Source organism: Clostridium paraputrificum (assembly GCF_900447045.1).
Classification (GTDB): Bacteria; Bacillota; Clostridia; order Clostridiales; family Clostridiaceae; genus Clostridium; species Clostridium paraputrificum.
In genome coordinates this window covers 143,159-169,537 of the sequence record NZ_UAWH01000005.1, presented here as the reverse complement: position 1 = coordinate 169,537, position 26,379 = coordinate 143,159, and the positions used below count along the sequence as shown (strand labels likewise).

At 27.6% G+C, this 26,379-nt stretch carries 21 protein-coding genes and 1 pseudogene; 2 read left to right on the top strand and 20 right to left on the bottom strand.

Going from position 1 to position 26,379, the window contains the following annotated elements; all coding sequences use genetic code 11:
• Positions 1–8: 8 nt before the first annotated feature.
• The 7 genes from DR024_RS00855 to DR024_RS00825 all read right to left on the bottom strand — a co-directional run bounded on the left by DR024_RS00855 (position 9) and on the right by DR024_RS00825 (position 10,550).
• The gene (locus DR024_RS00855; protein ID WP_099313557.1) at positions 9–1,130 is read right to left on the bottom strand and encodes a glycosyltransferase family 4 protein; all 1,122 of its coding nucleotides are present in this window, start codon (positions 1,128–1,130) and stop codon (positions 9–11) included.
• A gap of 6 nt (positions 1,131–1,136) precedes the next feature.
• Positions 1,137–2,621: an oligosaccharide flippase family protein gene (locus tag DR024_RS00850; protein WP_099313556.1), complete on the bottom strand. Its 1,485-nt coding sequence runs from the start codon at positions 2,619–2,621 to the stop codon at positions 1,137–1,139.
• A complete protein-coding gene (locus DR024_RS00845; RefSeq protein ID WP_099313555.1) occupies positions 2,621–3,643 on the bottom strand; it encodes a glycosyltransferase family 2 protein in 1,023 nt (340 codons plus the stop codon). Before DR024_RS00845 ends, DR024_RS00850 begins: the two co-directional genes overlap by 1 nt.
• The gene (locus tag DR024_RS00840; protein ID WP_099313554.1) at positions 3,636–5,051 is read right to left on the bottom strand and encodes an O-antigen ligase family protein; all 1,416 of its coding nucleotides are present in this window, start codon (positions 5,049–5,051) and stop codon (positions 3,636–3,638) included. Before DR024_RS00840 ends, DR024_RS00845 begins: the two co-directional genes overlap by 8 nt.
• A gap of 13 nt (positions 5,052–5,064) precedes the next feature.
• Positions 5,065–5,880 (bottom strand): LicD family protein, encoded by an 816-nt coding sequence (locus DR024_RS00835; RefSeq protein ID WP_099313553.1) that lies wholly within the window; start codon positions 5,878–5,880, stop codon positions 5,065–5,067.
• Positions 5,881–6,025: 145 nt separating this feature from the next.
• Positions 6,026–7,384 (bottom strand): sugar transferase, encoded by a 1,359-nt coding sequence (locus DR024_RS00830; RefSeq protein ID WP_099313552.1) that lies wholly within the window; start codon positions 7,382–7,384, stop codon positions 6,026–6,028.
• Between the two features lie 436 nt (positions 7,385–7,820).
• Positions 7,821–10,550 (bottom strand): N-acetylmuramoyl-L-alanine amidase, encoded by a 2,730-nt coding sequence (locus DR024_RS00825; RefSeq protein WP_111918026.1) that lies wholly within the window; start codon positions 10,548–10,550, stop codon positions 7,821–7,823.
• Between the two features lie 223 nt (positions 10,551–10,773).
• On the opposite strand from DR024_RS00825, the pseudogene DR024_RS18265 reads away from it, so the two are divergent.
• Positions 10,774–10,920: pseudogene (locus tag DR024_RS18265) on the top strand (helix-turn-helix domain-containing protein); the annotation flags it as partial.
• Entirely contained in the window at positions 10,875–11,381 is a 507-nt protein-coding gene (locus DR024_RS00815) for an IS30 family transposase (RefSeq protein WP_099313550.1), read from the top strand. The pseudogene DR024_RS18265 and the gene DR024_RS00815, both read left to right, overlap by 46 nt.
• 177 nt (positions 11,382–11,558) lie before the next feature.
• On the opposite strand, the gene galE is transcribed toward DR024_RS00815, so the two are convergent.
• The 13 genes from galE to DR024_RS00750 form a co-directional block, all read right to left on the bottom strand.
• Positions 11,559–12,575, bottom strand: coding sequence for a UDP-glucose 4-epimerase GalE (gene galE, locus DR024_RS00810; RefSeq protein WP_099313549.1), 1,017 nt, complete (start codon positions 12,573–12,575; stop codon positions 11,559–11,561).
• A 39-nt stretch (positions 12,576–12,614) separates the two neighbouring features.
• Positions 12,615–13,511 (bottom strand): LCP family protein, encoded by an 897-nt coding sequence (locus tag DR024_RS00805; protein ID WP_172458907.1) that lies wholly within the window; start codon positions 13,509–13,511, stop codon positions 12,615–12,617.
• A 124-nt stretch (positions 13,512–13,635) separates the two neighbouring features.
• Positions 13,636–14,742, bottom strand: coding sequence for a phosphotransferase enzyme family protein (locus tag DR024_RS00800; protein ID WP_099313547.1), 1,107 nt, complete (start codon positions 14,740–14,742; stop codon positions 13,636–13,638).
• 239 nt (positions 14,743–14,981) lie between these two features.
• Positions 14,982–16,220, bottom strand: coding sequence for a nucleotide sugar dehydrogenase (locus DR024_RS00795; protein ID WP_099313546.1), 1,239 nt, complete (start codon positions 16,218–16,220; stop codon positions 14,982–14,984).
• Between the two features lie 44 nt (positions 16,221–16,264).
• Positions 16,265–17,551: an O-antigen ligase family protein gene (locus tag DR024_RS00790; RefSeq protein ID WP_099313545.1), complete on the bottom strand. Its 1,287-nt coding sequence runs from the start codon at positions 17,549–17,551 to the stop codon at positions 16,265–16,267.
• Entirely contained in the window at positions 17,552–18,919 is a 1,368-nt protein-coding gene (locus tag DR024_RS00785; protein ID WP_278335503.1) for an oligosaccharide flippase family protein, read from the bottom strand. It lies immediately after the preceding gene.
• 27 nt (positions 18,920–18,946) lie between these two features.
• Complete coding sequence (locus DR024_RS00780) at positions 18,947–20,077, bottom strand: glycosyltransferase family 4 protein (RefSeq protein WP_099313543.1); 1,131 nt, start codon at positions 20,075–20,077, stop codon at positions 18,947–18,949.
• Positions 20,078–20,122: 45 nt separating this feature from the next.
• Positions 20,123–20,938, bottom strand: coding sequence for a glycosyltransferase family 2 protein (locus DR024_RS00775; RefSeq protein WP_143331507.1), 816 nt, complete (start codon positions 20,936–20,938; stop codon positions 20,123–20,125).
• Entirely contained in the window at positions 20,911–22,059 is a 1,149-nt protein-coding gene (locus DR024_RS00770; RefSeq protein WP_099313541.1) for a glycosyltransferase family 2 protein, read from the bottom strand. Before DR024_RS00770 ends, DR024_RS00775 begins: the two co-directional genes overlap by 28 nt.
• Positions 22,060–22,073: 14 nt before the next feature.
• Entirely contained in the window at positions 22,074–22,724 is a 651-nt protein-coding gene (locus tag DR024_RS00765) for an acetyltransferase (protein WP_099313540.1), read from the bottom strand.
• Between the two features lie 17 nt (positions 22,725–22,741).
• Positions 22,742–23,368, bottom strand: a complete 627-nt coding sequence (locus DR024_RS00760) for a sugar transferase (RefSeq protein WP_278335500.1) — start codon at positions 23,366–23,368, stop codon at positions 22,742–22,744.
• 11 nt (positions 23,369–23,379) lie between these two features.
• Positions 23,380–24,519: a DegT/DnrJ/EryC1/StrS family aminotransferase gene (locus DR024_RS00755; protein ID WP_099313539.1), complete on the bottom strand. Its 1,140-nt coding sequence runs from the start codon at positions 24,517–24,519 to the stop codon at positions 23,380–23,382.
• A 16-nt stretch (positions 24,520–24,535) separates the two neighbouring features.
• Positions 24,536–26,374, bottom strand: coding sequence for a polysaccharide biosynthesis protein (locus DR024_RS00750; protein ID WP_099313719.1), 1,839 nt, complete (start codon positions 26,372–26,374; stop codon positions 24,536–24,538).
• Between the last annotated feature and the right edge of the window lie 5 nt (positions 26,375–26,379).

The following is a 26,379-nucleotide window of genomic DNA, read 5'->3' as shown; positions in this document are numbered from 1 at the left end:
CCATAAATCTAAGATTTAATATATCTTTTATAAATAGCTACCATGTCATTAAATACGACCTTTAGAGAATACTTATCAACAAGTTCTAAGCTTTTCTGTCCTAGTGACTTTCTTAAATTAATATCCTCATAAAGTATATTTATTTTTTCAGCCAATTCATTTTTTTCATCAATCCCGATTACATATCCATTTAGTTTATCACTTACAAGGTCTCTATTACCTCTCGAATTTGTTACTATAATTGGTAATCCTGTAGCCATTGCTTCCATTATATTACGTGGAAGTCCTTCTCTTCTAGAAGTTGAAATAGCAACATCTGATAACTTTAAAAGCTCATTAACATCATTTCTTTGACCTAACATATAAATATTGTTTTGTAGGCCCAAAGAAGTTATTTTTTCTTTATACTCTTCTTTTAAAATACCTTCTCCAACCAAAAGTAATTTTATATTTCCTATTTTATATCTTAATGTATCTATTGCATCTATTGCCATACCTTGATTTTTATTCGAATTTAACTCAGCTACATATATTAATACAAAATCATTATTAGATAGAAAATTCTTCTCTCTTAAAATTTTCTTTTCTTTTTCATTAGAAATAGTATATTTGTCAAGATCAACTCCAACTCCATTAACAAGCTTTATTTCTCCAGATTTAAAATTCTTTTTAACAGCCAAGTTGTAATCTTCCTGATTAATTGTAATCAAACAATCTGTATACTTTGCCAAAAATTTCTCTATTGGATAAAATATCAGCCAATTTATCTTTCCTCCACCATTAAGAAAATGGAACCCATGGGCCGTATATATAACGATGCAGCCATCTTTTCTTGCTTTCTTAGATGCTAGTCTAGTAAGAGCCCCCCCTATTGGTGTATGACAATGAATTATTTCATATTTATTATCATTAATTATTTGTTTTAGTTTAAAATAAACCTTTAAGTTTTTAAAACTTAAAGGATTACGTTCAAAATTCAAATTATATTTTACATCTACATATGGAATGCAACTATCACCATTACTAGCTACATGCACTTCATATCCCATATCTTTAAACCATTTAATATATGGAATATGAAAATTAGCAATATGACTGTCGACTTTCGCTGTAAACAGAACCTTTTTCATAAATTACTATTCCTTTCTATTAAATTTAAATCTCCTCATCACAATATCCACTATTTCGAAAAAAGCACAATCTTTTGTAATAAATAAAACACTAATATAAAAAGTTACACATGTAATAATTATTATAGCTATGTTAATAATAAATCTAATATCTATTACATATTGTATATTTAACACTTTTGATAGCACTCCACTTATAAAAAAGAACATAAAAGAAGTTAACAAATACTTAACCGTATATTTATTCATAACATGAATTCTTTTATTTATATTTTTCCTTATACATTTATTCATTAATATTATTAATAAAACTTCTGAAATAAATGTTGTTATTATTAATAACTCCGGACTCAATAAATTTAACATTACAAGTAAACTATTTAATATTAAATTAGTGATTCCACCAATAAAATACAATTTTGCTAGTCGCTTCTCTTCACCATGTACAAAAATCACTTGATTAGCTAAGGTTAAATCACACATCCCCATAATATATCTTAAAGAAAATAAGCTTAGTGTTAACCCAGCTCCTAGATACTCTTCTCCTGCATATAACAACATTATTTCCTTACCAAGTACACTTATTCCAATACACATTGGAATACCAATCATAAAAAATATACGCGATGATGAATAAAGCAACTTTATGTACTCTTCATCATCTTTTTCAGATAAATATCTCGATAATCTTGGTATTGTAACAATAACTAAAGACGAAATAACATTTATTACAAGTCCAGTAATTGCTTGAGAAAAAGTATAATATGTAACATAAATACCTTTAGAAAAAATGCTAAGATATAACTTATCTAAGTATGTATAAAACATACTTGCATTCGCTAAAAGTAGCATAATACATAAAGGTTTTATTAGATTTTTTAATTCACCAATATTTATCTTTTCAAAAGACACATGCTTCTTTATATGAAAATAACTTAATATATTATTTAGCAATACTACTATTGATGTTATCATAGCATAAGATACTATATCATCACTTTTCCTTATAAAAATAAAAATACTAAATACATTAAACAACCTAACAATCATAGTTTTGAATAAAATGAATCCATAACTTTCAAAAGCTTCATTCATCCACTCAACCATAAAAATATTAGCTATAATTTGAATAGAAAGAACAATATAAATTAAGTTGTTAACTTTATTAGGTTTAAATAAAACAAAAAGTAAATATATAAAAAATACAATAATAGTACTAATGCATCCCATAATAAATAATTGGGTGAAAATTTTTCTCGTCTTTTCCTTATCATTCTTATTTTGGCTAATTATACGAATCCCATAATTATATATCCCAAATGATGCAAATGGTAAAAACCAGGATAAAATTGAAAATGCTTTATTGTACTCTCCAAATAAATTACTATCCAATACCCTGGCTACATATGGCCCTGTAACTAATGGTAATACTATATTAAGAATATTTAATGACATTTTTGCCATGGCATTTCTCTTTACAGATGTGGCCATTATTTTTCACCTCTTAATTTCTTATAAATTTTTACACTACAAAAAAACAATTCTTTAAAATTGTAAAACAAACTCCACTCTAATTCTTTATATTTAGATATATACGGTTTTAATTCATTCAATTTAATTTTTTCTGGTATTATATCAAATTCTTTATATAACCTTCTTGCTTTTAAAAATGAAAACCCACCAATATTTTCAACTATATTTTTTGCGGCAGCTGTTGTAACATTTATATAATCAATATTGCATGCCAAAAGCATTTTTTCTTTATCTTCTTTAGACAAATCAGTTCTTTCACTAATTTGATTATATAATATTCTATTTAATTGAGATGCATGTATATATCCTGAATTTATACCACTTCTAGTTGCGGAACCTACTCTTGCAAGACAATTTATATAATTTTCATTTATATACTCAATCTCATTGGCATAACTTAAGCAGGCATTAATAAAATTCATATCTTCTCCATATCTATAACCTCTTCTAAAATATATATTATTATCTTTTATTAATGAGGTTCTAAACACACACGATCCCATACAAATCCATATTTCCCTATTGCATTTTAAAAAAAATGCCTCCTCTCCCCTTAATGGCTTATCTGGGAAAACTCGTGTTTTATTATATTCTCCTGATATATTACCTAATTCATCAATATCTTGATAACCGTATGCACATATATCTAAATCACTATTTGCTTCAAATTTATCTATAACTCTTCTAAAACAATCTAACTCTAAAAAATCATCCCCATCCAAAAAACAAATATATTCTCCTTTAGATTCAATCAAGCCTGTATTTCTAGCTACACTTACCCCTTGATTTTCCTGACTAATTAATTTAACTTTATTGGGATACATCTTTACATAATTACTGCAAACATTATATGACTTATCAGTAGATCCATCATCAACTATAATAATCTCCCATTCTTTATAGCTTTGATTTACTATTGATTTAATAGTTTTCTCTATATACCTCTCTAAATTATAGCAGGGTATTACTACACTAATCATTTTTCCCCTCTCTCTTTTCTTTACTAATTATAAACAACCCAAATCCCAAATATGTCCAAAACACTGTTGCCATATATGAAGCAGAATATAGTATATTAGCCTCAGCCATATTATTAATTAATAACATAATCAATATTAAAAATACTATTAATACTATTTTTGAATCTTGAGTTCTTAACTTTATATCAAAAAAATATTTAAAATACTCCCATAAACAAATTACTGCAAAAGTTGCTATTGCTATAAAGCCTATAACACCATTAGATACCAAAACTTGAATAACTATATTGTGCATTCCTCCACCTAAAATACCTGGCAAATCACTAATAGAAGCATAGTTTAAAGCTACTTCTGAAACATTTCTAGATCCAACCCCAAACCAAAAATTATCTTTTAATATTTGCATACCACAACCCCATAACTGTGCTCTCCCATTTAAAAATCCCATAGATATCTCTTTTTCAACTACTTCTGAAACATTTCCTGCACTCCCTGTCATATCTAACGGTTTATTATCTATATTATTTACATTTTTTCCAAGTGTTAACAATATGTAATACCTAGCTTTATTAAATGCAAATTTAGCAATAATAATAATATTATTAATACATATATATATATAATATAGAATGTTATTTACAACCTTTGATAAAAAATAAATACCAAAAACTCCAGAACCTGCAATAACTTTATCCTTTTTATCTTTAAAATAAAATATAGTAAACATGATTCCAAAAATTATAATACAATAAAGGGTTGCACGAGAATTTGTCATATAAATAAATATTAATTGTATTACGATATTTATTATATAAAATTTATTCATCTCACTCGACTTTTTCAATTCCATAATTAAAATAGAAGCCACAATTGATATTGCAGCTAAAGGACCTCCAGTATTAGCTCCTGTATAAACACCATTAAGCATACCATTTTCTACACCTATCACAAAATTTTTAAATTCAAAATTAATTCCTAATAGATATATTATTAACGAAATTAATGAAGTAATAAAAGTAACCTTGATTATTATATTATTAAATCTAATAATATGATTATATATATCGCACTTATCATCCTCATCATCAAAGGCAAACAATATAAAGAACTGTAAAGAAGTAAGTGCTAATATTTTTATATTCTCGAATAATCCCATATACCTATTAGAAATTATAGTAATAAAATAAGCAATAATAAAAAATATTAACGCAATAAACTTCTTCGATTTAAAAATAATTCTTTTTACAAGTAAATCCTTAATTATTATAATTGCTCCCCAAAGTAGCAATATTAAATTTAGTATACTACTCAATGGAGTAAAATAACTAATTGCAAATAAAATAGTTATAAAAATAAACACTTCTCTATACTTATTTCTATCAAATAATACATTTAAAAATCTTTTCATAATAATCCCTCAACTATAGCGTATATTTTTCATAAGAATTTTCAAAATCTACAATCCTATCCCCATGCCCAGTTCTTTCATTTTCAGGTGGCAATGTCATATAGTCCCCATAATATTCTTCTAAAAACTTTTCTGATTTATATGGAGCAAAAAATTCCTCATCCTCAAACTTTAACATCTTAGTTTTTTCAAATATATCACTATTCATAATTAATATTGCACTAACATCCATTACATAATTACTTTTCTTGCTTGCAGTACAATAAGTTATTTTTTTGGATAACTTCAACAACCAACTTTTTAAGAACCCTGGTAATATTTTGTATATCTTAGTATCTCTACTTCTTTTAAACTCATCATCAATAGCATTATGTGCCTTTTCAAACATAAGCAATCTATAAACATATGCACAAGATTTTTGAATATTTCTAAATACTAAATTATCTGAAAGATATATTATATCGAATACATCCATATCTATTCCATAATGAACTTTTAATCTTCTATATTCTCTTTCCATATTACAAGTATTGTTTATTCTAATTTTTGACCACATTCTAGGAAAATTTTTATCTGTTTTTTCATTTTGTAAAAAATACTTTTCAGGTAATTTCTTTTCACATAATTTATTAAATTTTATAAAATCATTATGTAACATTCCTATATCGATATCATCATCCCAAGGAATAAATCCCTCATGTCTTATTGCACCGAGTAATGTACCATAAAGAATATAATATTGTATATTATTCTCCTTACAAATCCTATCTATATCCTTTAACATTTCTAATTGTACAAGCTGAAGTTTTCTAATATCATAACTAACCATATTTCCTCCCAAATTTAACAATATCACTTGTAAATAATTATACTTTATTGACTTTTTGGTTTCAATGTCTGTGTAAGCATCTTTTACTTACATCTACAAAAAATACCTCTAAAAGAGGTATTTTTAGCAAAAACTCTATTCACAATTACTTTTCTGGTAGTATATTACCTTCATCTACACCTTCTGTACTTTCTGACATAAATAATATTTTTATAGTCATAAGCATAAGTTTAAAATCCAAAAACAATGAATATTTTTCTATATACATCAAATCTAAAAGTAATTTATCTTTTGGTGTTGTATTATATTTTCCTAAAATTTGAGCATATCCTGTAAGACCAGCCTTAACTTTCAATCTGTATGAGAATTCCGGCATTACTTTGCCATATTCTTCTGCAATCTCTGGTCTTTCTGGACGTGGTCCAACAATTGACATATCGCCTTTTAATATATTTAATAATTGTGGAAGTTCATCTAATCTAACTTTTCTTATAAACTTACCAATAGGTGTTATTCTATTATCATTTTTACTTGCTAATCTTGCAACACCATCTTTTTCTGCATCTACAATCATACTTCTAAATTTATAGACATCAAATATCTTTCCATCTATTGTTAAACGTTTTTGCTTAAATAACGCTGGACCTCCATCATACATTTTAATTAACAATGCAACTATAATCATTATTGGCGATGTAACTATTATAGCTAATAAAGACAATATTAAATCTATAGTTCGTTTCGCAAACCTATTCTCTATTGATAGACCTCTGTTTCTAAGTAGCAACATAGGAGTATCAAATAAATGTATAGTATCGCTATTATTTATTATTACATCTTGAATATTAGGTACTATATATACTCTTATACTTCTATCATAGCAATACTTAACTATTTTATCTCTATCTAACAATTCTAATCCACTTAATACCACAGCTTCGCAGTCTTTTAAAGTTTCAAATATATTTTTAATCCCTTCAGAAATAGATATCATAGAGCATATATTAAACTTTTCCTTATGTAAATTAATCTTTTTTAATACATCGTAATCTTCCTTATCTCCATATACTAACACAGTATTTCTAGGAGGATATATATAAAAATATAATTTATTCGTTAAATATGCCCATCCAATAATAATTATAACTTGAAAAAATGTCATATATAACATAGGTCTAATATCTAAAAATCTTCTACCAATTAAACTTATTTGCAAATACGTAATTGCATTAACAAATAGTAATGAAAGTATTTGAGAATAAACCAACTCTGAAAATTTTAAAACTCCAACTTTATATCCACTATATATCTTAGTAAAAACATATAGAAGAATTGCATATACAATAACAACTAATATATTGCCCTTGTAATAAAATGGTAAAACAATAGAGTTACTATAATAATTATTCCATACACTATAAAATGTTAATGTAGTCATTAATAATATCATACAAGTTGTTAAGAACATCACAGTTCTCTTAATTCCTAATAGCTTCTGTTTCATATTTCCTCCGCTAAGCCCTTATAATACTTTCATAAAACTTTTGTCCTCGTAACATTATAATGTTATCATATTAGATTAAAAAAAACAATAAAAATGCATTATTGTAATGAATTCATCATATTTATGTAATATTTTTTATTAGAATTATTTACTTTTCCAATTTATGCATTAACCTCATTTTTTGTATTTATAGAATTTTTTTGTAAAAGAACTTCTCCAAAGAAATCTTTCAAAACATTTTGACCATAATCTGCTGTTTTTATATTTAGATTTGCTTATATAAGTACTTTGATATCTTCTTTTGAAAGTAAAATAGTCTGCGTCCTTCTCATATAGATAATTTATTATACATTATCTTCTGAAGTTTACGCAGACTATTTTACACTCTAATGCCACACTAATAATTTAATGTAACATCTTATTCTACATAACTTTATCATTTTCTAAATAAAGTGTTTATATTTTCTACCAATAGTGATGCCATCTTACTTTGGTGCGATTTATCTGATATTTTCTTTGCTTCTGTTGGATTTGATAAAAACCCACATTCTATAAGCAATGAAGGCATCAAAGTATTTCTAGTTACATACCAATTCGCATATTTAGCTCCTCTATTTCTAATATTTAAACTATTAGGTAAGGATTTAGTAAGGTTTATCGCAAAATCTTTAGATATTTTAGCTGCTCTACTAGGAGATTCATCATATTTGTTTCCAGATGCATCCACCTTAACGCCTATATTATCTATATTAGGCCTATACGTATCATAAAATATTGTCATTCCATTAGCACTTGGGTCAGTAAAAGAATCTTGATGTATACTTATAAATAAATCTGCATTATTGTTATTTGCCAATACTACTCTATTTTCTAATGTATCTTTTAAGCCATAATCATTTGCAGTTCTAGTTAGCAACACTTCATATCCTTGTTCCTCTAATTTAGTTTTAAGAATTTCTGCCACCTGCATATTAATTACACCTTCTTCGTAAGTAATACCATCATGAGTCTTAACTGTTCCTTTATCTCCCTGATTATAATGACCAGGATCTATAACAATTCTATATTTATCTCCTTTGTCAGGATATTTTGCAACGCCATTTAAACCCACATATGTATTTCCTACAAACTCCAATTGAGCCATATTACATCCTTCATAAAAGAAATAATCATATCCATCTATATTGTTCCACCCTACTGCTGCACTACCGTCTTCTTTAAAGTAATATCGTATATCGTTAGATTTAAGCCATCCTTTTACCTGCTTTCCATCAGCCCCAAAATAATACCATTTCCCCTGTATCTGCTTCCAATAAGTTTGCATCTCACCATTTTCATCAAAGTAAAACTTATCTTCCAATAGGGTCAACCATCCTTTATGAAGCTTTCCATTTTCATCGTAATAGTACCATTTATCTCTATCTTGAAACCACCCTACTCTTATTTGAAGAACTCCATTTTTATCAAAAGTATATTGTTCTCCATCTATCTCTATAGTTTGTCCTACTACTGCTGCTCCGTATTCGTTAAAATAATACTTCTTACCACTTTCTTCATACCAGCCTTTTTTCATCACTCCATCTGAACCTAAATAGTATTTCCCTTCTGGTAATATAAGCCATCCTTTATGCAGCTCTCCATCTTCATTATAGTAGTACCAATTATAGTTATCATCATGATACCAGCCTGTAATAATACTTTTTATTAGCACACCATCTTTATCAAACTTATATTCTTTTCCATCTATCTCTATAGTTTGTCCTACTACTGCTGCTCCGTATTCATTAAAATAATACTTCTTACCACTTTCTTCATACCAGCCTTTTTTCATTACTCCATCTGAACCTAAATAGTATTTCCCTTCTGGTAATATAAGCCATCCTTTATGCAGCTCTCCATCTTCATTATAGTAGTACCAATTATAGTTATCATCATGATACCAGCCTGTAATAATACTTTTTATTAGCACACCATCTTTATCAAACTTATATTCTTTTCCATCTATCTCTATAGTTTGTCCTACTACTGCTGCTCCGTATTCATTAAAATAATACTTCTTACCACTTTCTTCATACCAGCCTTTTTTCATTACTCCATCTGAACCTAAATAGTATTTCCCTTCTGGTAATATAAGCCATCCTTTATGCAGCTCTCCATCTTCATTATAGTAGTACCAATTATAGTTATCATCATGATACCAGCCTGTAATAATACTTTTTATTAGCACACCATCTTTATCGAACTTATATTCTTTTCCATCTATCTCTATAGTTTGTCCTACTACTGCTGCTCCGTATTCGTTAAAATAATACTTCTTACCACTTTCTTCATACCAGCCTTTTTTCATTACTCCATCTGAACCTAAATAGTATTTTCCTGCTGGTAATATAAGCCATCCTTTATGCAGCTCTCCATCTTCATTATAGTAGTACCAATTATAGTTATCATCATGGTACCAGCCTCTTCTACTTTGTTCATTTACTTTTATTAACTCATTATAAAATCTGATTAATTTTTCGCCATAATTCCCAGCTGCCCAACTTCCAGAAAGATCTAAAGCAGTTTTTGCACTACCAGCCAAATAGGCAAAATGTCTTGGATCATAAGTCGATTCATTATCTAATCCATCTTCAACATAAGATTGCTCAATATTCTTCTTAGGATATCCATTTGAACCAGCATATAATGCTAAATGATCTAAATGAGCTAGCACTCCGTGCTCCCAACTATCGAATTTTTTATGAGCTTCTTTTATAGTATCATCATTGATTCCAGCATTAGTATTCTTCATACCGCAAGGATTATAATACGACTCATCTAAAACCCCACCAAATCTCCCAAATCCTGTCTCGTGAGCAGCTTGTACATATGCCAAAGCTGGATTTACATTTCCATTTGATTTTGAATACTTCCAGTACAGATCAGCTAGATTCACAAAAGTTTCTGTAGCCCCATTATTTTTTGCCCACTTTTTCGCATCTTGTACAGTTATCTCTGTATCAGATATTATATTTATATTTCTTATGTTTTTTTCAATAGCAAATTCTAAAGACAAATTATTATTTTGACTAGCATATACAATAATTCCAGAATTATATACAGTATTAATTGACATAATTATTGTTAAAGCTATAGTACACGCTAGTTTTTTATTTCTTTTATACATCACTATACCTCCATATTATTCTATTTTTTTACATAACAATTTTATCATATGATAAATTACAATATCAAGTGCAACACTAATTAAGCATAAAAACAACCCATCCGGGCACGTTCATGTTTTAAAGCAATAATTGACTAAAAAACCACTTTAAAGCACGTGACTGAATGAGCTATAAACATATTACTAGAAATTAACGTTGTTGTATAGTAGAGGCTGAAATGTATCTAAAATAGCTAAGGAGCTTAATAGAAACAAATCTACTATTTCAAGAGAAGTTAAAGAGCAAATTTCTGGTCGTGTTATAATTGATAGAACTGATAAAAAATTGCATTTAGTAGTATCTATAATTGGCTATATAATGGCGTATTAAATAAATGCTCTGTTGAGCTGCTACGCAGGAAAGGAAAATCCTTAAATCCTAAAGAAACACGAGGTAAGTTTAATATAGGAAAGACAATTAAGCAACGCCCTAAAGAGGTTAGAAAAAGAATAACGGTAGGTTATTGGGAATTAGACACTGTTGTTTCTAGCAGAGGTAAGTCTAAAGCTTGTCTTTCAACTTTTATTGAAAGGAAGACACGATTAACTAAAATTAGAGTAATGCCTAATAGGAAAGCTATCACTTTTAATGAACATTGCAAGATAACACTAAATGAATTTGATTCAAAATCCCTTAAAATTTTTACATTAGACCGTGGCAAAGAATTTGCAGACTATGTATATTTAGAATCCAATTTAAAAGTAAATGTATACTTCGCTGACCCTTATAGTTCTTGGAAAAGAGGAACCAATGAAAATACCAATAGATTAATTAGAGAGTTTTTTTCCTAAGAAATTTGATTTTTCTACCATTACCCAAAAAGAAGTTGATATTGTTGAAGGTTATCTTAACAATAGACTAAGAAAATGTCTTGGATATAAGCCCCCCCTTAGAAGTATTTAACGAATTGTCAAGCTAAATGTTGCACTTAGCTTGACAATTCGTCATATATAAAAACTTATTAGACTTTATTCATCATACCCTTTAGGATTATTTTTTTGCCATCTCCAAGAATCTTTACACATATCCTCTAGACCCTTTTCAGCTTTCCACCCTAACTCTTTTAACGCTTTAGATGCGTTTGCATAACAGATTCCTATATCTCCAGGTCTTCTTTCCATTATTTTGTAAGGCACCTTTTGACCAGACGCCTTCTCAAAGTTCTTCACTACATCTAAAACACTATATCCAATTCCTGTTCCTAAATTATAAGCTTCTACACCTTTAGTATCCATTATCTTCTCTACAGCCTTTAAATGCCCTTTTGCCAAATCAACAACATGAATATAATCACGTACCCCAGTACCATCTGGCGTATCATAATCATCACCAAAAACTCTCAAGAATTCCATCTTTCCTACTGCAACTTGAGTTATATATGGCATTAAGTTGTTAGGAATTCCATTAGGATCTTCTCCTATTCTTCCGCTTTCATGAGCACCTATAGGATTGAAATATCTAAGTAAAGCTATACTCCATTCATTATCTGATATAAAAATATCTTTAAGAATTTGCTCTATGAATAATTTAGTGCTACCGTAAGGATTAGTTGCATTTGCAGTAGGCATTTCTTCATTAAAAGGAACCTTATTTTCCATTCCATATACAGTTGCAGATGAACTGAATACTAACTTTTTAACATTATACTTTCTCATAACATCACACAATACTAATGTTCCTGTTATATTATTATTATAATATTCAATTGGTTTTTCTACAGATTCTCCTACAGCCTTTAATCCTGCAAAGTTAATAACAGCCTCTATATTATTTTCATCAAATACCTTAGATAAAGCTTCCCTATCTAAAACATCCACTTCATAAAACTTAGGTTTTACTCCACTCAATTCTTCTATTCTTTTCAATACTTCTGGTTTACTATTACAAAAATTATCTACTATGATAACCTTATAACCAGCATTAATAAGTTCTATACAAGTATGAGAACCTATATACCCTGTTCCTCCAGCCACTAATATTGACATTTAAATTCCTCCCTTTAGTTATTAATTTAAATAATGGTTTTAATTTTCGCCATATATAAAATTATGTAATGCTTTTTTGTTAACTTCTTCATCCCATCCAAGATAATAGATACCTTTATCCATTAGATCTTTTGTTGATCCATCTATAGGTATTCTAAAACCTTCTAATTGTTCTGCATTCATCGACATTATTCCCTTACCTAAATCAAGTAATTCAAAAGTTGACAAATTCGTTTCTATATTAGAAGATAAATCTGATATAATCTTTGGATAACTTGTTACTTCTATACTCTTCGCTTTATTAAAAATCGCCATTATAACTTTTCTTTGTCTATTAGTTCTATAATAATCATTATCTATTTTTCTTATTCTCGAATACTCTAATGCTTGCTTTCCATTCAATTTTACATTACCACTTTTATTTAACCCTATAATCCTACTTTCTTCTCCAGTAACACTTAATTCTATGCCTCCAATATAATCTATAACATTTTTTAATCCTTCAAAATCAATTTTAACATACTTGTTTATATCTAAGTCAAATAATTTATTTAGAGTAGAAACACTTCCTTCTACTCCTCCATAATGATATGCATAATTTATTTTATGAACCTTATTAGATTCACCTAAATCCACATTTAAATCTCTCATTATAGATGTTAGCTTTGCTGTATTATCATCCTTATCTAATGATAATACCATTATCGTATCTGAGGCATTTTCTTCCTTATCTACACCAAGCAATAATATATTTTCTATATTTTCCTTCTCACTTTTTTCCTGTGTCTCTTGCGATATCTTTAACTCTTCGTCAGAACCTTGTAACTTAACATTTTTTACTCTATTTATATATTTATAAGCTCCAAAAGCTCCTCCTAAAATTAACAATATAATTATACCAATTATTATCAAAAGCTTATTTCTTTTCCTCTTCATATGCATTCCCCCAATTTAATATTTTTCATTAATAAATTATACCATATATAACTTACTAGTTTATTACTTATTAATTAATAAAACAAAAAGATTTAGACTATTAATCTAAATCTTTAAAATATACCTAAATATACTTATTAACTATTTCCTTCATATTATACATAGCTTCTTCCATATCAGCTACAAGCTTTGGTTGATTTCTTGCTCTTTCTAGATTATGGTTTGGTCTATGTATTTGGAAATACTTATCCCCATTTATATGATCCATAAGAAATCTCATAGAAAGCTCTAAAGTTATAAGCTTAGCTGAAAAAGGCAAATATTCAATTTCTGTTTCAGTTAAGGCTTCACCACAGGATTCTAAGAAACCTTTTGTAAATAGTTCAAATAAGTTAATATCAAAGTGAACTTTTGATAAGTCTGCTTCATCTTCTAAAGCAGTAGTTGCTCCTGAACGTATAGAATCACCATAATCATATAATGATAAACCTGGCATAACTGTATCTAAATCTATTACACAGATTGCATCCCCTGTTTCATCATCTATCATTATATTATTATACTTTGTATCATTATGAGTAACTCTAAGAGGAAGCTTACCTTCATTTAATAAATCTACTAAAACTCCAGTTTCTTTTTCTCTTGTCATAATAAAATCAATTTCAGCTTGTACATCTTTAACTCTATCACACGGATCGTTTTTTACCGCTTCAAGAAAATCATTATATCTCTTTCTCGTATTATGAAAATCTGGTATTATTTCATATACAGTATCCGCTGGAAAATCTGAAAGTTGGCTTTGGAACTTTCCTAAAGCTTTTCCACATTTATAAAAATCCATTGGATTTTCTACCATCATATAAGTTGTTGCACCTTCTATAAAATGATAAGCTCTAAAACAGTCCCCTTCTTCTGTTCTATAATATAACTTTTCATCTACTGTTGGTACCAAACGTAACCCTTCTCTTGTTACGTCTCCACCTTCTTCTTGGACCTTTTTAGAAATATGTTTAGTAACCCTATCTATGTTATTCATTAGTTCATCTACAGCTGGAAAAACATCTGTATTAATTCTTTGAAGAATATATTTCTTTACTGTTCCATCAGATTGTTTAAAGTTTAATATATGAGTATCATTTATATGACCACATATATGTCTTTCTGAATTTATAAGTTCCCCACTAAATTTAAATCTTTCAGCTAACTCTTTACAGCTATACGTCCCCTTCATAGCTAACTCCCTTTCATTTTTAGTTCTTTGTAAAATGTTTACATAAATATATTTTACTTTTTATTTATTATAAAATCAAGTAATGTACCATATGAAACAGTTCATTTTTATAAGATACTAATTTTTTACGATTATATTGTTCATCATACCTGTCACACAAAATAAACCTGTGAACAATCACAGGTCTATATATAAGATATATTAACAGAAATAATCCTAACAATATATCTTTGAATATTCTAATCTCTTTTAAAAATATCTCTTGTATAAACTTTTGCTTTTACATCATCCAATATAGAATCATATCTATTGGCAATTATTGCTTGACTCATTTCTTTAAACTCACTTAGATCATTTACAACTTTTGATCCAAAGAATGTAGAACCATTTTCCAATGTTGGCTCATATACAATTACTGTAGCTCCTTTAGCCTTTATACGTTTCATAACTCCCTGAATTGATGATTGACGGAAATTATCTGAATTTGACTTCATCGTTAAACGATAAACTCCAATAACACATTCTTTTTCATTATCTGATGAATAATCTCCATGATTATAATAATCGTAATATCCAGCCATAGACAATACTCTATCTGCTATAAAATCCTTACGTGTTCTATTTGATTCAACAATAGCAGACATCATATTTTGTGGTACATCTTCATAATTAGCAAGAAGCTGTTTTGTATCTTTAGGCAAGCAATATCCGCCATATCCAAAAGAAGGATTATTATAATGAGAACCAATACGAGGGTCTAAACATACTCCATTAATAATTTGTTGTGTATCTAGACCTTTCATTTCTGCATAGGTATCTAATTCATTAAAGTAAGAAACACGAAGTGCTAAATATGTATTTGCAAATAATTTTACTGCTTCAGCTTCAGTAAATCCCATAAATAATGTATCAACATCTTCTTTTATTGCTCCTTCTTTAAGAAGTTCTGCAAAAACATGTGCAGCTTTTACTAAACGAGCATTTTCAACATCTGTTCCAACTATAATTCTTGATGGATATAAATTATCATATAAAGCCTTTGATTCTCTAAGGAATTCAGGACTAAATATAATATTATCACAATGATATTTTTCACGTACATGGGCTGTAAATCCTACTGGAATTGTAGATTTAATTACCATAATCGCATCAGGATTATGTTTTATAACAAGCTGAATAACTGCCTCTACTGCAGATGTATCAAAGAAATTCTTTTTACTATCATAATTTGTAGGTGCAGCAATAATAACAAAGTCTGCATCTGTATACGCACTTTCAGCATCAGTTGTTGCTATTAAATTTAACTTTCTATTAGTTAAATACTCTTGAATCTCTTTATCCACTATAGGCGATTGCCTATAATTAATCATATTCACCTTTTCTTCAATTATATCTACCGCTACCACTTCATTCTTTTGTGCTAGCAATATAGCGTTGGATAATCCAACATATCCTGTTCCAGCTATTGCTATCTTCATAATAATCCCCCCATTTATAATAAATTTATTATAATAATAAAATTTTATTTTTGTAAGTAAACTTTATAAAATCTACAATTAACCATCATGGTAATAATCCAAAAGTATTGAGAAAATGGATTATTGACATATAAATCATTAAATCCACTTCCTATACACAACCCTAGATATATAGATAAGAATACTCTGTATTCAATATTATATTTAGACAATTTAATTATCTTTTTAAGTGTAATAATTATTATAGTTAGATAAAAGACTAATCCGATAATACCCATTTCACCTAATATTGATATATATGAATTTTCAACAATATATACCGAATCTGTTTTCTGGCTTGAATCAGAATTAGAAGTTCCAAGCCCACCTCCCCAAGACATGTACAGTATATTATCTTTAAATGTTTCATTTAAATACCTATTCCAATTATCAACTCTTATATTTTCTGAAAGAGTTTTTATATTTATAGTTTCTACTCTTTTAGAAACAAAAGAACTCTTTTCTGTTAGATAACTACTGTTAAATATAAGGGAGCCAAATATTAATATACCTAAGATAGATATTATCATTTTTATAATGTTTTTTATTTTATTCATACTATAAATTATATATATTAATATAATTATGCCGGCTATTAAATAACTAGTTCTCGAAAAAGAAAGTAGAATTACAGCAATAATAAGTGGAATCAAAAAGTATCTTGTAATACCACTATATACAAATAAAAAATATGCTAATCCTACACATAATATAAGTGATAAATTGATAGGATTTCCAACAAAAGATACTAATCTCAATCCTTCTTGTCCTAAAAGATTTATATGTAGTCTTTCGTAATACCCTTTATATATTATTCTCAAAAATTTTTCTCCCATAATCATCTCTAGTAAACTTCCGCATATAAGTATCATTATTTGTATAAAAAAAATTTTTTTAATACCTTCAATATACTCATGTAATATTTTATACTTTTTGAAGTTAATTACATATAGACATATAAAGGTAAATACTATAGGATACAAAAAAACTGTTCTAAACTTATTAATACTTCGTATAGGAGTAACGTTACTTATAAAGATATGCATAACTCCATAAATAACAAAGCTAATTATTAACATTGAAAAATTATCTATACTTAACTTTCTTTTTTTTATTAACTTATAAATAATTAATAAACATATTAATATTAAGAATATATCTTTTAATACATTTATAAAACTTACATCACCTATTTGTAGCACTGGTAATTGTAATGATATTACCATAGAAAATGGAGTTATAAAAAATATTATCTGTAATATACAAATCACTATTTTATCGACTTTGTTCATTTAACTTTTCTCCTTAAATATACCTTTTATCTTAATACAAAAAAAAGAAATTGTGTATATTAATAATACTCCTAAAAATTTCATAACCGTATTTTTAATATTAATATCTACTGTTACATAACTAATTATCACTGAAAAAGTAAAAGCTATAACATTTACAATAATCACATATAATAATATTTTTTTATCAAGTTCTATATACAAATATTTTCTACCCTTGTAAATACTTAACGCAATATATATTAGATAGCTTACATTAGTCGTTACAGTAGCTGCTATAGCTCCATATATAGGTATGAACACTAAATTTAATAGTATATTTATAAAAGCTGATATTGATGTTATATATAACAGCTCATTTGTTCTCTTTTTCACTTCAAATGCTTTATTTGTATAAAACGATGTACAATAAATAAAAACTCCTATAACTATTAAAACTATATAATTTTCTGTACCAATATACTTTTTAAAAAATAAATGTGTTAAATCCTTCGAAAAAATGATCAATAAAACTGCCATTGAAAAAACAATTATCATGTGATAATTAAATAATTTACCTATTAAATTTTCCGTAGACTTCTTTCCCTTTTTATCATACTCCTTAATAATTGTTGGATAAAATATTACCATTAGCAAAGCATTAACATTTATCAACGATAATTCACTTATTTGGTAAGCAAACGAATAATAAGCCACTTCTACATCACCTCTAATAAATGAAATCATATATCTATCAAATGATGATAATAACAAATACCCTAAACTTGTCCCCACTAGTGGTAAACCAAACTTAATTGTATCGATAAACAATCCTCTATCAAAATTAAGTTTTCCATTTTTTAATATATAGCTTATACTTAAAATAGCAAATGATAATACTGTTGCTATAAGATAACTTATTGATGTATTACTAACACTATACATAGCAAAAATTATTGCTATCTTAAATACTGAATTTAAGACTTTATATAAGTTGTATTTATTTAACTTCCCCTCACATCTAAAATCATTTAATTGTAAATTAAATACACTTAAAAAAAAGGAATTGATAATTATTAAAAATATTACTTTGTTACTAAATCCTAATATAAAGTTAAAAATTATTAATACAATACTACTGACAAAGAACATTATAAATAAATATGTCACATAAGATCTTTTAAAATATTTTTTTTCGCTTTTACTATTATAATAATATCTTAAAAATGATTGTATTATAAAATTATAAAAAATTGTAGATGCAAAGGTTATAGTATTATTATAAATTGATAATTGCCCAAATTCCTCTGTTGTTAGCATATTAGTATTTAAAAATGTAACTATCAAACCTGCTAATAACGGAACTACTGTAGATGGTGCAATTTTTATTATTTTATTTAAAATAATAACACCCCCTTACCTAAAAAAATCATATAACTCATCGTGTAATTGTAAGTTTTTTTCCAGCCCAAAATTTTCTTTAAATCTTAAATAAAATTTTTCTTTTTCACTTTCCAATAATTCTTTATTGTATATAATTTTTTTAATTTTATCTAAAACTTCTTTCTTCTGCTCATATATATTATCACTAAATCCAATTACCTCTTTTAATCCATCTACATTTGTGCCAAATACTGCATTCTTTCTACTCATTGCTTCTATAGCAGTTCTACCAAATGATTCAACTTTAGAAGTAAGTATAAAAATATCACTTGAATAATATAATTCATTCATCTTTATTAAAGGAATATCTATAAATCCTCTTAAATTTTCTTCACCGGTATATGCAGATGCTTCTTTTATAAGTTCCATACATTCTTGTATATTTTTATTAGTTTTATTACTTCCAAGTGCCACTATAATTTTAGTATTCTTAATTTTAGATATATCTCTTATTATTTCTAAAGCTAGTGGCCAATTTTTATCTTTATTCATTCTTCCTGCAAACATTATTACAGTATCATCTTTAGTAAAGTTTAATTCATTTCTCCTGTTTTCTCTGATTTCTGGATAATACTTTTCGAACATATTACCTGCAGTATTATTTATTAAACTTAGCTTTTCCTCTTTAATATTTATATAGTTCCTATATAAATTCATATTATAATTTGTAGTAAGGATTATCTTTGAGAAGTATTTACTAAACTTTTTAATTCCATAGTACGTTTTTTTGCCATACTTATTTAGAACACCCCTATCTGTGTAAATTATTATAATATTATTATCAATCATTCTTAAATTTTTCATTATACCAATTAATAACATAGTTGCAGGCATTTGGACATGAATTATATCTATTTTATTATTCTCTATAATTTTTTTTATTCTTCGTATTATTTTTATTATATCTAAAATGCCCTTTCCTCTTAAACTTAAGTTTTTATATCCAGTAAGTTCACTCACATTATACTTATATTGTTTATCATTGCATGGTGTTATAATACTAAAATTATACCTATCAGCTAACCCATCCATAACAACTTTCATAGATTCTTGTGCTCCACCAATAATATCTAATGAAACATCACTCAAATAAAGTATATTCATCTTATATCCTTTCTTAAATACTGGAATAATTATACAATCTTCTAGTTACAGTAAAATTCTATTCGCAAATATTATTCCTTTAATTTTATTTCCCTCTATTTTAGATATATTTTTTAATAACAATGCATTTAAAAATAGAAATGCTTTATATTTTCCAAATAAAATTTTAAATAGCATACTTTTACTCTCAATATAACTTAAATTAAAAGTAACCTTTTGTTTTTTTTCATGATATACTAAAATCTTATTTTCATAAATTATAGAATAATTTAAATTTAATATATCCTTTAAAATAATATTTTCTTCTCCACTTGAATATTTGGCTCCCAGTCCAAACTCTTCATTAAATTTTAATACATCTACTCCGATTTTATCTAAATCAAAACAAATCTCTACTGACGACTTTTTCATAATTTGAAAATTATCTACTTTACTTTTATGATTAGTATAATTTTTATAATCTACTTGTTTTATAGGATCAAAGATTTTAAAACAAATTACATCAGCATTTATTTTATTAAAGCTATCTATCACAGTACTTATCGCATTTTGAGGATACCATGCATCATCATCAGATAATACCATCTTATCTCCTCTCACATATTTTAAGCCTAAGTTTCTTGCTAATGACAACCCCCTTTTATCTGATCTAACATGTATAAACTTAATACTATATTCTGATAATACTTTCTCAACATTCTCATGATTTCCTTGAGATATTACTACCACATCAAAATTTTTATTATCCTGTACTTCCAAAGATTTAAATAGCCTATGGAGTTCATATTCTCTTTCTCCTAATGTAGGAATTAATAAAGTTACCATTTTTTCACCTACCTTGTACTTTCTGCTTTTTCCCAAAACGGTTTTGACTTTCCACTTACTTCATTTATAGCGCCCTTTAATTGTGCAACTATCGTCAATGTATAATAATACGGTAAGTAAAACATTTTACTTTTATTCTTTATTCCTAGTATAGATAGAATATAGAAAATAGTTTGTCCGATAAATGCAACATAATATACTATACCTTCATTAAACAAAACTAAACTACTTATATATAATAACAAATGCAATATAAACAATGAATTTCTTAGGTATCTATGGCAGAAGTAAAAATAACTAAACCATCCACATTTAAATGGATTATATTTCTGAATATCCGAATATGATATAGCTATATTTTTTCTAGCCATTCTAATTTTTCTTTTAAACTCATCTTCTGCTGTTTCTCCAGCTTTTTCATATGCTATTGCATCTTTATTATATTTTGCTTTCTTATTGCAAATAACAGATTTTATTGGCATCATACTATCATGACAATACATGGGATCAAGATTTATATAATCTTTTTTTCTAATCGCATAAATTGCACCATTTCCAGCAGTAATTGAACTAATATTAGATTCATACTCTCTCATCATCAAATCATAATTCCAATAAGAATTCTCTGCCTCACTTGTTTCTGATATATTATTATTAATATATACTAACCTACCAGATACATATGCTACATCATCATCGCTAAAGTATTTTACTAATTGATACACTGAATCATTTTTTAATATTGAATTAGCATCAGAAAAAACTATTATTTCACCATTTGCTATCTTAACAGCTTCATTTTGTGCATTTGTTTTTCCTTTACGCTCTTTAACTTCATATAACCTTAAGTTATCAAATTGACTTTTTTCACAAAACTTTTTTATTATTTCATTTGTACTATCTGTACTATTATCTGATGCAATTATTATTTCTAATTTATCACTTGGATAATTTAAATGTGTAATATTTTCTAATTTTGATTCTATTACTAACTCTTCATTATGAGCAGGTATTACTATTGTTACAAAAGGACAATAATCAGAATCTATACTTATCTTATCTTTCTTAGCTATCTTATTTATTATTTTTAAACTTATTGGATATCCTATAAAACTATGAATTATTAGAATTACACATAGCCAAAATATAATTTCCATACATGTCTCCTTTACTATTTTTTAATTATAGCTGGTACTCCAACAGCTTTAACTTTATCTCCAAAATCATTTATAACTACTGCACCAGCTCCTATAATACTATCTTTTCCTATTATCTTATTTTGAATTATAGTTGCTCCAGAGCCTATTAAACTTCCTTCTTCTATAATATCGTATCCTGATACATTAACATTCCATAGTAGTGAAGCATAGTCATGAACTTTAGAATTATGTCCTATCCCACACTTAGGACTTACAATAACATGATTTCCTATCTTTATATCCACTGTCATTATTACTCCTGGATATATAATACAACCTTCTCCAATAGAATTGCTAATATGAACAAATACATCCGGATGAATTACTGTTGCAAAGTTAAACATATCTTTTAACTTATTTACAATTTCTTTTTTCACATTATAATTTGCTATTGCAATAACAACATACGGTCTATCTTCTTTTTTTAAGTTTTTATAAGTTTTTATAAATTTTTCTATATTTCCTATAACTTTGTACCCAATAATACTCTGCCCTTGAACTAATTTATTATCATCAATAAACCCAAGCAAATTCCATTTATCTTTTTTAATGTTAATCTGCTCAATAATCCAAGCAGTTTCACTTCCTACTCCACCAGCACCTATAATTACTATATCCTTCAATACACTTCACCCTAACATTAGTTAAATCCATTAAATCTTTCCATGGTAACATTGCCTTCCTGACTTATCCCATCCCTCTTAAATACTTTATAAATAGTTAAAAAGAAGATTTTAATATCAAGAGTTAAGGACCAGTTATCAACATACCAAATATCTAAGTTAAATTTCTCATTCCAGCTTAAACTATTACGCCCATTAATTTGAGCCCATCCCGTTAATCCAGGTAAAACATTATGTCTTCTTACTTGATTTTCATTATATAAAGGTAAATAATCAACTAATAATGGTCTTGGACCTATTAAACTCATATCCCCTTTTAGCACATTGATCAACTCTGGTAACTCATCTAAGCTTGTACTTCTAAGAATTTTACCAAACTTAGTTAATCTCATTTCATCTGGAAGTAAATTTCCGTTCTTATCCACTCCATCTTTCATACTTCTAAACTTTATCATCTTAAATACTTTGTTGTTCTTTCCCACTCTATCTTGAGTAAAAAATATAGGACTTCCCAAATTTAACCTAATTAATAATGCAACAACTATAAGTATTGGTGATAATAATATTAATCCACATAACGATGCAGTAAAATCAAATATTCTTTTTACTATATGTCCAAATTTCTTATTTCCTGCATTTTTCACAGAACACCTCTTTAAAACAATTCTTTTATTATAGAAATAACTCTATCCATATCTTCTTTTGTGTTTTTGCTATCAGAAGGTAAGCATAATCCTCTATTAAATATATCTTCTGCAACGCTTATCCCATCATCATTATGGATAAAGAACTTACATTCCTTATAATAAGGTTGCATATGCATTGGCTTCCATATAGGTCTAGATTCTATATTTTCTTTTTCTAAAGCTAATATTATATCCAATGGCTTAACCTTGCCTTCAGGTTTTAAAGTTATACAACTTAACCAATGATTTGACTTTCCATACTCGCATTCTGGCATCATTTCTATATCTTCTATATCTCTAAATGCTTCTTTATAAGTGTTATATATTTCTGTTTTTTGTCTCACTCTCTCATCTAATACTCTTAGCTGACCTCTACCTATTCCCGCCACAACATTAGACATTCTAAAATTATATCCTAATTCCTTATGCTCATAATGTCTTTCATTTTCTCTAGCTTGAGTAATCCAAAATCTTGTCTTTGCTATTCTTTCTTCATTATTAGAAACAAGCATTCCACCACCTGAGGTAGTAATTATCTTATTCCCATTAAATGAATAGATTCCATAATCTCCAATTGTTCCTGACATTTTATCTTTATATGTAGCTCCTAAGCTTTCTGCTGCATCCTCTATTATAGGAACATTATATTTATCACAAAGTTCCTTTATATGATCCATATCTGCACTTTGTCCATATAAATTAACAACAATAACAGCTTTAGGTATTTCTCCACACTTTTCTGCATCTTCAAATGCCTTTTTTAATGCTTTAGGTGACATATTCCAGCTTTCTGGCTCTGAATCAATAAATACAGGAATCCCACCTTCATATATAATAGGATTGCAACTTGCAGCAAAAGTTAAACTTGAGCAAAACACCTTATCTCCTGCCTTAACACCTACGCATTTAAGTGCCATATGTATAGCAGATGTTCCTGAAACTGTAGCTGCTGCTGATTTAATACCAACATACTCACTTAATTCTTTTTCAAACTCATTAACATTTGGTCCTAGAGGGGCTACCCAGTTAGTATCAAAAGCTTCTTGAACAAATTTTTGCTCCATCCCTCCCATATGAGGTGATGATAAAAATATTCTTTTCTTTTCCATTTTTTATTCCCCCGTTCTAAGCTTCTTTAGTAGCAGCCACTTCATTATCCTCATCAGGATTTTTATAAGTAGGTACTACCTCCTGTAGCTTTTCTCTTAACTTTTCCTTATTGCCAAGCTTAACTACATCTAAAAGCATATTTATGTTATTTTTAACTTTTTCAAGTTTGAATTCTCCAGGCCTTCCTATAAATATCTTCTTATGGGGTGTCTCACTTAATCCTTCTTCATCCATAAGAAGCTCTTCATACAGCTTTTCACCTGGTCTTAAACCAGTAACTTTTATTTCTATTTCTTCATTTGGCACATATCCTGAAAGTCTAATTAAGTTTTCTGCCAAATCATATATCTTAACAGGTTGTCCCATATCTAAAACAAATATTTCGCCACCCTTTGCATATGCCCCTGCTTGTAAAACTAGTTGTGATGCCTCTGGTATTGTCATAAAATATCTTGTTATATCTTTATGTGTTAAAGTAACAGGCCCTCCCTCTGCAATTTGCTTTTTAAATAAAGGAACCACTGACCCATTTGAACCTAATACATTTCCAAATCTAACTGCTACAAATTCTGTATCACTTTCTTTATCTATAGACTGTATAACCATCTCACACAATCTTTTAGTTGCACCCATTACATTAGTAGGGTTTACTGCCTTATCTGTAGAAATTAATACAAATCTTTCTACTCCATATTCACTAGCAAGTTCTGCTGTGTTTAAAGTTCCTAAAACATTATTTTTAATAGCTTCTCCTGGACTATCTTCCATTAAAGGAACGTGTTTATGGGCTGCTGCATGAAATACAACCTGAGGCCTATATTCTTTAAATATATTATTTAACCTTTTTCTATCTCTAACAGAACCTATTAATGTCTTTAAATTTAAGTTTTCATACTTTCTTAAAAGTTCATTTTGTAAGTCGTAAGCATTATTTTCATAAATATCAAATATAATAAGTTCTTTTGGATTAAATTTTGCTATTTGCCTGCACAATTCTGAACCGATAGAACCTCCTCCACCAGTTACCATAATTACTTTATTCTCTATATAACCAGAAATACCACTGAAATCTAGTTTAATTGGTTCTCTTCCTAATAAATCTTCCACATCTACATCTCTGATTTTTTTAACAGAGAACTTTCCATCTATTACTTCTGAAACTCCAGGCATTATTTTTACCTGAGCAGTTGTTTTCTTACATTCATCTAAAATTTTCTTTAGTTCTATTTCATTTAATTCTGATATAGCTATTATTATTTCATCAATTCTTTGTTCCTCTACTACTGTAGGAATATCATATCTATCACCAAGAACTTTTATTCCTGAAACATAAATTCCTTTTTTAGCCCAACTGTCATCTACAAAGGCTACCACTTTCTTTCTATATTGTGGATTTTTCTTATATTCATTTGCAACAAGAGCTCCTGCTCCTCCTGCACCTACTACTAAAACTCTTTTACAATTCCCATTACTTCTATCTGTAATAAATATTAAAGTTCTTCTTACAACTCTCCAACCTATTCTTATACCATTACAGAATACCATTATCATAATTCCAGCCATTATTGTAACCATTAGCGGAATTCTTCTTTCATCTAAATAAGATATTATTAAAACTACACTAGTAGCTAACCCTGTTGCTATAATTCCTCTTAAAAATTCATCTATGCTTGCAATAGACCAAATACTTTTATATTGTTTAAATGCCATAAATATCCCTATAAATATAAGAGACATTAAAAATATTTTACTTATATAACCTTCATACATTACTACAATTTCTGCTATACTGATGTCAGTATATTTAAACCTAAATATAAAAGCTATAAAATATGCACTAAATATTAATAACATATCTA